Consider the following 9,963-nt stretch of genomic DNA (forward strand, 5'->3'; position numbering starts at 1 on the left):
CAAGTCAAACTCTTATTTTCGAATAGGAGTTTTTTCTTTATACAGTTGAATTATCCCGATGAGAATTGCACCTACAGTGGCAAGAAACATATCTTTATGCGCATCCCACATATCACCTTGTTGACCATTATAGTTCTCAGCATCTTCTGGGGATAAACCTATTGAAAGCCCCCATTCTAGTAGTTCATAAATCATACTGGATGCCATTACAAATTGTATGACCAATAAGAAAAGCGTAAACGGCTTTGCTGTCGGCAACCAAACCTGAAAGCAGCGATAGAAAAAGGGGTAGAGCAATAGTCCATAAGCAAAATGAACCAGCCGATCATACATATTGCGTGACCAACCCATAGTTTGATTTAGATCGAAGTTAAATAGTTTTACGATCCATTCGTTATAAGGAACATGTGAATATAAATAATGCGCACCAATGATATGAATGAAAAGAAAGGATAAATATAAACAAAAACTGAGATAACTGATGCCAATTTTTTTAATGCTAATGAGTAGCGCAATCAGCATCAAAACTGTACCTGCCTGATGGAGCAGGTATGAGTCAAATTCAAGTGGTTGAAAACTGGCAACAAGTGCAGCCAGCAGAAGTATAGCGAGTGCGATGTAATGCTTTAAACTCAATTGTTTCTCGATCATGCCATTTCCAAAATGTAGTCAGACACATCACATTCTTTTTAATCAATAGATTCTAATGTGTTGGGGTACTTTGTGGAGATACTCCGCCAAGTGCCTGACAAGCTTGTTTATATAATTGATATTTTTGTTCTATAACCTCATCCAAAGGAATATTAAAAAGATTTTCACCATTTTTATATTGGTCGATGTAAGTTGACACTTTTTCTTTATTTACTGCAAGGGTTTGTTGGTGAAAGTTGCTGATAGATGAGGTAGGAAGTTGGTTGGTTTCAATATTGTTGCATTGAAAATTTTGCAAGAGTTTTTCGGCACGTTTTATTTCATTTGATTGTCCAAAGATACAACCAGTTAAGATTAAAGGGACAATAGACAATAAAAAAAGCTTCATGAGAGATAAGATGAAATTTAAGAGTTCGCATTATTGTATAAAAGATTGATTTTATATATGAATCTTTTATGTCTAACATGATAAAAATTATTTTAAGCGTTATGCTATGTTGCTCTATGATCAATAAGATTTTTATGTAAATGATGCAAGGTTTTCTGATTGCGCTGTTGTTATTTGTATCTTGTCACGCCAATGCTGAAGATTATAATTTTTTTGCTGAGATAAAAGATGATGCTGAACATATGTTTGATTCAGCTTATCCACAAACACAGGCTGATTACTCTGTTTTACATAATCAGTTTTTCCAAGATGAACGTTGGCGAGTGTATAATTACACCGCATACCAAACCAATCAGTTTAATCAAAAAATGTTAACAGGGGACACTACGAACCTGTCTTTGGACGATTTTTCAATTTCTTTAGGGTATGGCATCGTTTATCAACTCAATCAAAGCAATCGCATTGGTTATGAATACCTATCCAGTTTCCCTTATGATCGTGGACAGTTGATTCGATTCTTTTGGCTGCGTATTTTTTAAACTAATTTTTGATATAGTGCTGCTCTAACCATACCTGCTTTGGTTTCTTTAACTTTTTGCCATGAGGCTGGAAGTTTGAGTTGAGACAAATCTCGATCAGCTTCAACATAAATATAAGCTTTTACTGCAATCAATGGATCAGTCAATTCGGCCAGTTCTTGCCATAGATCAAGACTATATGGTGGGTCGAGGAAGACCACATCAAACGATGATGCGCTTAATTTCTTTAAAGCCTGTTGCGCTGTTGATACGATTAATTGGCAGTTTTGGGCTTTTAACAGTTGGATATTTTCTTTTAAAAAATTGGCTTGAGTTGTATTCGGTTCGATCATGACCACCTTTGCGGCGCCACGTGATAGGGCTTCAAAGGCAAGTGCGCCTGATCCTGTGCATAAATCCAACACCTGTGTATTTTGAATATCCCACATCAGCCAGTTGAATAAAGTTTCACGAACCCGATCGGGTGTAGGTCGTAAACCTTCAATATTGGCAAACGGGAGTGTTCGGCGTTTCCATTCTCCACCAATAATACGTAACTGATTTCTCATTATTCAGTCGCTCCATCATTTGATTGAACAGGCGGTGTTGTCACTGGGGTATTATTGGTAGAAACGGCAGGCGCGGCAGCATTGGTATTGTGTGGGGCTTCAATTGTTCCATTACCACTTGGTAATTCGCCCGGTTTAATCCCAGCGGTCATGAGACCACCACTGACTTGATGGTGAGCGGGGCGCAATGGATCATTTTTACGTTTTACCAGCCAATAATCAAAGATTGGACGAGCAATTTGTGTTGCTGCACCGCCACTTCGACCATTTTCCCAAACCACAGCAATGGCAATTTCAGGATTTTCAGCAGGGGCAAAACCAACGAATAGACCATGATCGCGCTGACGTTCAGAAAGTGCTGCTTCGTTGTAGCGCTTGCCTTGTGCAATACTTTTAACTTGGGCTGTACCTGTTTTACCGGCGATTGAGTATTGCAGACCACTTTTGATACCTCGGCCAGTACCTGATTGAATGACATCGACCATTGCCTCGCGCATTTTGATCCAATCATCGAGTGTGCCATTAAATTTAATTTGTCCGTCTGGGGCATTGTGGACATCAAATTTTTTGGTGCCTTTGGTTTCACGTAATACGTGAGGAGTGACATGTGCACCTTGATTGGCGGTAATTGCGGTTGCCATTGCTAACTGAAGAGGTGTTGAGGTAAAAGCACCTTGTCCAATACTCACTGAAATCGTCTCACCTTTTAGCCATTTGGCATTTCGGGTACGCATTTTCCATGCAGGACTAGGGTATAAACCTGTACTTTCACTCGGTAAATCAATTCCTGTTTTTTCACCAAAACCGAATTGACGCATCCACTCATTCATTTTTTCAATGCCCATGCGATAAGACAGGACATAAAAGTAGGTATCGCATGAAACAATTTGTGCTTTGTGCATATTGACGAGACCATGACCACTCTTTTTATGGTCACGGAAACGGTGACTATCCCCCGGTAGTGAGAAATAGCCTGGATCGGAAATCGCTGTATTCCAATCCACTAAGCCATAGTGGATACCCCCTAAACCGAACATTGGTTTAATGGTTGATCCTGGGGGATATACCCCTTGCACTGCACGGTTAAAGAGGGGTTGATCTAGATTGTCGCGTAGTTCGCCATAATCTTTATAACTAATCCCAGTTACGAATAAATTAGGATTAAAGCTGGGACTAGATACGAGTGCTAAAATTTCACCTGTACGCGGGTCCATTGCCACAATCGCACCACGACGTCCAGCGAGTTGCTCAGATGCAATCGTTTGTAAGCCATAATCCAATGACAAATATAAATCATTACCGCGAGTAGGGTCTTTACGCCCTAAATTACGAAGCACATTGCCGTGTGCATCTGCTTCAACAGATTCATAACCCGGCATACCATGCAACAAATCTTCATAGCTTTTCTCTACCCCAATTTTACCAATGAGGTTGGTGCCAGCATATAAATCTTTATCAATGCTTCTCAGCTCTTTATCGTTAATACGGCCCACATAGCCAATCACGTGGGCAAATAATTCCCCAAATGGATAATAGCGTGTCATTTGCGTTTCTATTTTTACGCCGGGAAATGCATATTTAACTTCACTAAATTTGGCAATATCTGCTTCAGTCAGATTCAGTTTAATGGTGATTCTTTCAGTCTTTCGCGCTGTTTTTACCCGACTTTTGAATCGCTCAACATCTTCTTGGGTGAGATTTAAGATTGGAACTAAGCGCTCAATGCTATCGTCAATATCGGTGACATCAGCACGACTCAGCGTTGCTGTAAAGACAGGATAATTGTCTGCCAACAGAATACCATTACGGTCATAGATATAGCCGCGAGCGGGGGGGAGTGGTTGCAGGCGAATCCTGTTCTTATCTGATGCGGTTGTAAAATCATCGTAATGCACAATCTGTAAATAGGCATAACGACAGAGCAGTAAGAGTAAAAAAGTCGCAACAAGAAACATTGCAAACAAAATTCGACCCTTATAAATGCGCTTTTCTTGTTGCATGTTTTTTAAAGGAAAGTGCTGTTTCATAAGGTGTCGACTTAATTATACGATTGAGGGGTAGATTGACTGAACATTTTAACGTAAGTTGCATGATCTTACTGTAGAATTTTCGACACTTCACGCAAATGATGATGCGACAGTTTTTGACTTTGCAGACATTAAAATTGTACGGTCTTGTATATTAGATACAAAATAATTCTGTTAAAGTCACAAACTGCTTGAAATGGAAAGACCAATATACACTCTTAGGGAAAATGGAGAAAATAATGAGAAAAATTTGTCTTTTACTCGCGGTTTTAGCATCGAATGGTTTAGCTCATGCTGATGAAAATGCATTTCTTCCCGAAGCAAAATTAACAGGGGCAAATGTTTCAACTTGGAATGTTGGGGCTGGTTTTACCAAAAAATTATTACACACCAATCTTGAATGGGTAAATCCGTATGGTATTGCGTATGCCAAAGCGGGTGTTTTTTTAAATGATGAAAATCCGGCAGGGGGACAAGTTGGATTTCGTTATCCATATCATCTCACTGGCACAGATAAAAATGGTTATTACATCGGCGCTTATGCTGGCCATATAGAAAGTAAACAGATTGATGGTGAAGAAAAAGCGCGTTTAGGCGCGGGTGTAGATCTTGCGTTCGTTTGGTTAAATTCAGAACGCATCAGTACCTTTAGTGTGGGAATTGGCGCGGGTGAAAAACTCAAAGATGATCGTGGGAACGTGATTGAGAAAACTGAACCAACGTTGCAATTTTCATATTCGTTAAGTTTTGGTTTATAGGGGTGAGCGAACTGTTCATTTTATATAGACCATCATGTATCAATAATTCTGAGAGTCATGCATGTTTGATTACGTCAATGAATTGTGGCAGATTTTTTTAGCACGTCCGGATTTTTGGGCAGTCCTCAGTATTATACCTGTAACTGCTTTTGTGACTTGGGCACATGTGTGGATGGCTTTAAAAATGGTGTTCTACCCAATTAATTTTTGGGGGTTTCACTTAGGGCCATTGCCAGTAGGATGGCAAGGAATCGTGCCACGCAAAGCGGGGCGTATTTCAGGCATTATTACGGATAATACCCTCTCTAAATTGGGATCATTGCGCGAGTTTTTAGAAGCAATGGATCCTGAAGACATGGCGATGATCATTGGTGAGCAAGTCGGTTTTGAGCTTGAGCACCTTATTGATGAAGTCATGCTTGATCGCAATGCGGTGTTATGGGAAAACTTACCTTATTCCATTAAACGTCGTATTTATGCACAAGCACATAAGCAATTGCCCAATACCCTGAGGGAGCTCGTCACAGAGTTGACCTTAAATGTTGAGTCATTGGTAGATATGCGCGAAATGGTGGTCAGCCAAATGGAAGGTGATCGTCGTTTAATGGTGCGTATGTTCCTCAAGGTCGGACAAAAAGAAATTAACTTTATTTGGCATATTAGTGCCCTCATCGGGATGTTCTTCGGTATTTTCCAGATGATTGTGTGGTTTGTGGTGCCTTGGCATTGGACGGTTCCGTTTTGGGCAGCGATTTGGGGCTTCTTGACCAACTGGATCGCGATTTGGATGGTATTCAATCCAATTCAACCGCATCCTGTTCGCTATCCGCAGTTTTTCCGTTTGACCAAAGACCGCAAGTTCCCGTGGGTTGTACCTGTCCTTAAGATCGGTACCTATAATGTTCAAGGCGCATTTATGAAGCGTCAGGAAGAAGTTTCTGATGTGTTTGCAAGTGTGGTGACTGAAGATTTAATTACCTTGAAATCAATTATGACCGAAATGATGTACGGCAGTAAGAAAGACAAAACACGCCGTATTGTTAAACGTCATATCAATGAAATCATGGAAACACCATTGGTGCGTACCTCGTTGCAGTTATCTTTAGGTCCTAGGGAGTATGCTAGACTAAAGACCGACTTGATTGATCGTTCAATTGAAATTACCATGGGTCCAGTATGTGATCCAGCCTTGAATGCAAGCCGTGCGCAGAAAATCTTTCATATGTTTAGAGAGCGTATTCGTGAACTAACACCGAAAGAGTTCCAGAACTTATTACGTCCTGCATTCCAAGAAGATGAATGGATTTTAATTGTACTGGGTGGGGTAACTGGTTTCTTAGCTGGTTTAATTCACTTATTTGTTGCTTTCTTATAATTAATTTGATGTTGGTTGAGTGATAACTCTGTATGATATTGCTCAATTTAAAATTTATTGTTTTTAGATGAGGATGTTCTTTATGCGCATTATTTTACTCGGACCACCTGGGGCAGGCAAAGGTACTCAAGCTCAGTTGATCTGTAAGCGCTACAATATCCCACAAATTTCAACCGGTGATATGCTCCGTGCTGCAATTCGTGAAGGTACTGAACTTGGCTTAAAAGCGAAAAGCGTGATGGAGTCAGGTGGCTTAGTATCTGACGAGCTGATTATTGGCTTGGTTAAAGAACGTATTGCTCAGCCTGACTGTGAAAATGGTTGTATTTTTGACGGTTTCCCACGTACGATTCCACAAGCTGAAGCATTAGAATCAGCAGGTATCAGTATCGATCATGTGATTGAAATTGATGTGCCAGATGAAGAAATTGTTCAGCGTCTTTCAGGTCGTCGTCAGCACCCAGCTTCTGGTCGTGTTTATCACATTGTTTACAATCCGCCGAAAGTGGAAGGTAAGGATGATGAAACAGGCGAAGAATTGGTACAGCGCCCTGATGACCAAGAAGAAACTATTCGTAAACGTCTCACGTCATATCATACCGAAACTGAACAATTGGTTGGTTTCTATCAAGGCCGTGCTGCTTCAGGTGAAAATGCACCAACTTATAATAAGTTAGATGGTCTACGTGCGATTGAAAACGTGCAAACAGATTTATTTGCAATCCTCGATAAATAATTTGGGTTGCTGATTGGAAAAGAGCTCTGAATATAGGGCTCTTTTTATTTTGGAGTAAACAGTGCTAAAAATTATCTTGATTGTCGTTGTTATTTTAAGTTTTGCATTATTGTTATTCTTACTGTACCAAAGTCAAAAAATGCTGCGTCATGTGCAAGCGCAACAAGCTTTAGAAAATAAGCAAAATGGCAAAGATCGCCAACTTCATCCTAAATTGCAAAAGAATAAAGAGACTCAGGATTAAGTGAGATTTTTGATTGGAATTGCTTTGGCAGCGCCAAATTCAAAACGCTCAGGCCAGTTGCATACATCAGAAACGATACACTCATTACACTTTGGTTTACGTGCAATACAGCAATAACGACCATGTAAAATTAACCAATGATGAGCGTCTAAAATAAATTCTTTTGGAATGACTTTAACTAAGCGATGCTCTACCTCTAAAACATTCTTGCCAACTGCTAAACCCGTGCGATTACCGACACGAAAAATATGGGTATCTACCGCCATTGCAGGTTGTCCAAAAGCCGTATTTAACACCACATTCGCTGTTTTTCGACCTACACCGGGCAAAGCTTCGAGTGCTTGGCGTGTTTCAGGCACTTGACCTTGATGTAGTTCCAGCAAAATACCACAAGTTTTGATGACATTTTCAGCTTTAGAATTATACAAGCCAATGGTTTTTATATAGGTTTTTAAACCGTCTACACCGAGGTTGAAAATGGCTTGAGCAGTATTCGCAATCGGATAAAGTTTGTCGGTGGCTTTATTTACACTGACATCGGTGGCTTGTGCTGAAAGCATGACCGCAATCAATAGCTCAAATGGTGATGAATAATTGAGTTCCGTTTCAGGGTTTGGTCGCTGTTCGCGTAAACGCTCAAAAAAGGTTTGAATCTGCTTTTTGGTCATATTTTTAACGGGCATTTAGATTTCCTGTAGCTCGTTTAAACGTTGTTGAAGTGCAATGAGCTGGGCTTGTTTTTGTTCATCTGGACGGACACTGAGTTGCTTTTCTAACTTCTTAATTTGAGTGCGAGTTTTAGCAAGTTCAATGGTTGTTTTGGCATCCAGAACAGGATTTTCTTTAGGTTTGTCTGCTAAGGTAATCGTCGGAATATTATTTGAGGCTTGTGAAAATTGAGCAAAGAACTCAATATCAATTTCTGCACGTACGATAGGCCCTTTACGACTGACACGACGTTTTTCTTCACGTTGAATATGCGCGTAATAACGTTGTCTTAATTGGTTTTGTTCTAACGTTCGTTGTTCTGCTGTAGGAATAGGTTCTGGGTCTGCAACCAAATCTATGCAATCGACAGGACAAGGAGGAATACACAATTCACACCCTGTACAAAGATCAGTCAAAATACTATGCATCAGTTTACCACTACCGATGATGGCATCAACAGGACACGCACTGATACATTTGGTACAACCAATACATTCATCTTCTCGAATGATCGCTTTCATTCTTTGCGGTCGCCCATCTGTCTGTATATCCCAAACACTTGGCTCGGCAGTGAGATGAGGGCGTTGTAGCAATATTGCTAGCGCGTCGGCAACAGGTTGTCCACCCGGAACACACTTATTGGCTGCTTCACCTTCTGCAATCGACTTGGCATAAGGCAAACATCCATCACGATGCCCACATAAACCACACTGAGTTTGTGGTAAAAGTTGGTCAATTTGAACAATAAGAGATCGTTGTGCAGATAGCGACATGGAAAAGGTGTAGCGGAAAACAGGACAGGTAGTATAGCAAATAATAGTTTAGCGCGACGAGTCATCGGTGCATTGGATTGCACATTGGGTAAAGTGATCGTTTCAAAAGTTTGACATTAAAAACATAGACTAACTTGTATGTTTATTATAGAATCGGGCAGATTTTAGTAAATATTTTATAAAAATGTTGAACAACATATTCCAAGCATTGTCGCAATTAGGCTTAACCGCCCAAAAACGCGCGATACATATTCAATTTGCCAATCAAGCGCTCAACACAGAAGTTTTCCTAAAAAAAATACAAGGGCAACATCAACTCAATACTGGCATGACAGCAGAACTGATCTGCCTATCAACCAATGCCACTATTCCATTAAAACAATTCATTGGCTCTCAAGTCGCCGTCGATCAAGTGACCGACACAGGCACATTATTTAGAACTACAGGCATCATTACTGAGGCCGTACAAGGGCAAAGTGACGGTTCACTGACCCTATATAAACTCAAACTGCAAGACCCTACTGCACTGTGGCAAAAACGCCGTAACAGCCGCGTGTTCATGAATAAAACCGTACTGGATATTGTTCAAACCCTTTTTAAAGAATGGCAACAACGCAGTCCCTTATTTGCATCCAGTCTTACGCTTGATATTAGCGGCGTGACACAAGACTACGATGTTCGACCCTTTGTGATGCAAGCCAATGAAAGCGACTATGATTTCATTACCCGATTATTCAGAAGCGAAGGCATCAACTGGCTCATCGACGAAGCCCAGCTCACTGTTGCCAACAGCAACAGTCCAATCCAAGCCCAAAAACTCCGCTTGATCGATGACAACAACCAATACCAAGCCTTAAATCGAAGAACGATTCGCTACCACCGCAGCAGTGCCACCGAACAATACGACAGCATGACCAGCCTCATTGCGGAACGCTCTTTACAACCCACCGCAGTGCATATCCAACGCTGGCAAGCCGATGCCTTAGAGCAAGAAGACGGTGCAGGCAGCGTACAAAGCAAACATCGGCATAGCGAACAACACGACAATGCCAGCTTGGGACTCGAAGACGCATGGCACTTCACCCCAGCATGGATGCAAGACCTCAATGGCGAAGATGGCGCAACCGCATCAGGCAACAACCAAATTGAAAAACTCAACCAAAACCTCAGCCACTACCACGATGCCCAAGCCAAACAATTTATTGCCCATACCACA

The 9,963-nt window shown here is 40.9% G+C and carries 12 protein-coding genes; 6 read left to right on the forward strand and 6 right to left on the reverse strand.

Annotated elements, in window-relative coordinates:
• Positions 1 to 12: 12 nt before the first annotated feature.
• Positions 13 to 651, reverse strand: a complete 639-nt coding sequence (locus EXE30_RS07245; protein WP_130161822.1) for a DUF2238 domain-containing protein — start codon at positions 649 to 651, stop codon at positions 13 to 15.
• A 52-nt stretch (positions 652 to 703) separates the two neighbouring features.
• Positions 704 to 1,039: a hypothetical protein gene (locus EXE30_RS07250; protein WP_130161823.1), complete on the reverse strand. Its 336-nt coding sequence runs from the start codon at positions 1,037 to 1,039 to the stop codon at positions 704 to 706.
• 143 nt (positions 1,040 to 1,182) lie between these two features.
• Between EXE30_RS07250 and EXE30_RS07255 the strand changes: the two genes are divergently transcribed.
• Positions 1,183 to 1,578 carry a hypothetical protein gene (locus EXE30_RS07255; protein ID WP_130161836.1) on the forward strand — a complete coding sequence of 132 codons (396 nt, stop codon included), beginning with the start codon at positions 1,183 to 1,185 and terminating at the stop codon, positions 1,576 to 1,578.
• On the opposite strand, the gene rsmD is transcribed toward EXE30_RS07255, so the two are convergent.
• Positions 1,575 to 2,126 (reverse strand): 16S rRNA (guanine(966)-N(2))-methyltransferase RsmD, encoded by a 552-nt coding sequence (rsmD, locus tag EXE30_RS07260; protein WP_130161824.1) that lies wholly within the window; start codon positions 2,124 to 2,126, stop codon positions 1,575 to 1,577. The two genes, EXE30_RS07255 and rsmD, sit on opposite strands and share 4 nt — an antisense overlap.
• A complete protein-coding gene (gene mrdA / locus EXE30_RS07265) occupies positions 2,126 to 4,153 on the reverse strand; it encodes a penicillin-binding protein 2 (protein WP_130161825.1) in 2,028 nt (675 codons plus the stop codon). Before mrdA ends, rsmD begins: the two co-directional genes overlap by 1 nt.
• A gap of 239 nt (positions 4,154 to 4,392) precedes the next feature.
• Here mrdA and EXE30_RS07270 point away from each other — a divergent pair, with 239 nt between their 5' ends.
• The 4 genes from EXE30_RS07270 (at position 4,393) to EXE30_RS07285 (ending at position 7,266) form a co-directional block, all read left to right on the forward strand.
• On the forward strand, positions 4,393 to 4,911 hold the full coding sequence (locus EXE30_RS07270) for a hypothetical protein (RefSeq protein ID WP_130161826.1): 519 nt from the start codon (positions 4,393 to 4,395) through the stop codon (positions 4,909 to 4,911).
• A gap of 61 nt (positions 4,912 to 4,972) precedes the next feature.
• Complete coding sequence (locus tag EXE30_RS07275; RefSeq protein WP_130161827.1) at positions 4,973 to 6,286, forward strand: hypothetical protein; 1,314 nt, start codon at positions 4,973 to 4,975, stop codon at positions 6,284 to 6,286.
• A gap of 82 nt (positions 6,287 to 6,368) precedes the next feature.
• Positions 6,369 to 7,022 (forward strand): adenylate kinase, encoded by a 654-nt coding sequence (gene adk / locus EXE30_RS07280; RefSeq protein WP_130161828.1) that lies wholly within the window; start codon positions 6,369 to 6,371, stop codon positions 7,020 to 7,022.
• 61 nt (positions 7,023 to 7,083) lie between these two features.
• Positions 7,084 to 7,266 carry a hypothetical protein gene (locus EXE30_RS07285; RefSeq protein ID WP_130161829.1) on the forward strand — a complete coding sequence of 61 codons (183 nt, stop codon included), beginning with the start codon at positions 7,084 to 7,086 and terminating at the stop codon, positions 7,264 to 7,266.
• Here the strand turns inward: EXE30_RS07285 and nth are convergent.
• Entirely contained in the window at positions 7,263 to 7,949 is a 687-nt protein-coding gene (nth, locus tag EXE30_RS07290; protein ID WP_130161830.1) for an endonuclease III, read from the reverse strand. The two genes, EXE30_RS07285 and nth, sit on opposite strands and share 4 nt — an antisense overlap.
• Positions 7,950 to 8,789, reverse strand: a complete 840-nt coding sequence (locus EXE30_RS07295) for an RnfABCDGE type electron transport complex subunit B (protein WP_265936493.1) — start codon at positions 8,787 to 8,789, stop codon at positions 7,950 to 7,952.
• A 142-nt stretch (positions 8,790 to 8,931) separates the two neighbouring features.
• On the opposite strand from EXE30_RS07295, the gene EXE30_RS07300 reads away from it, so the two are divergent.
• Positions 8,932 to 9,963: phage late control D family protein (locus EXE30_RS07300; protein WP_228256114.1), on the forward strand; the 1,032-nt coding region annotated here is incomplete at its 3' end.

It is taken from the genome of Acinetobacter halotolerans (assembly GCF_004208515.1).
Lineage (GTDB): Bacteria > Pseudomonadota > Gammaproteobacteria > Pseudomonadales > Moraxellaceae > Acinetobacter > Acinetobacter halotolerans.

What these genes read in the sequence shown, in the direction of transcription:
- EXE30_RS07245 (WP_130161822.1), bottom strand. Translation starts at nt 651, where the DNA reads ATGATCGAGAAACAATTGAGTTTAAAGCATTACATCGCACTCGCTATA.
- EXE30_RS07250 (WP_130161823.1), bottom strand. Translation starts at nt 1,039, where the DNA reads ATGAAGCTTTTTTTATTGTCTATTGTCCCTTTAATCTTAACTGGTTGT.
- EXE30_RS07255 (WP_130161836.1), top strand. Translation starts at nt 1,183, where the DNA reads ATGCAAGGTTTTCTGATTGCGCTGTTGTTATTTGTATCTTGTCACGCC.
- rsmD (WP_130161824.1), bottom strand. Translation starts at nt 2,126, where the DNA reads ATGAGAAATCAGTTACGTATTATTGGTGGAGAATGGAAACGCCGAACA.
- mrdA (WP_130161825.1), bottom strand. Translation starts at nt 4,153, where the DNA reads ATGAAACAGCACTTTCCTTTAAAAAACATGCAACAAGAAAAGCGCATT.
- EXE30_RS07270 (WP_130161826.1), top strand. Translation starts at nt 4,393, where the DNA reads ATGAGAAAAATTTGTCTTTTACTCGCGGTTTTAGCATCGAATGGTTTA.
- EXE30_RS07275 (WP_130161827.1), top strand. Translation starts at nt 4,973, where the DNA reads ATGTTTGATTACGTCAATGAATTGTGGCAGATTTTTTTAGCACGTCCG.
- adk (WP_130161828.1), top strand. Translation starts at nt 6,369, where the DNA reads ATGCGCATTATTTTACTCGGACCACCTGGGGCAGGCAAAGGTACTCAA.
- nth (WP_130161830.1), bottom strand. Translation starts at nt 7,949, where the DNA reads ATGCCCGTTAAAAATATGACCAAAAAGCAGATTCAAACCTTTTTTGAG.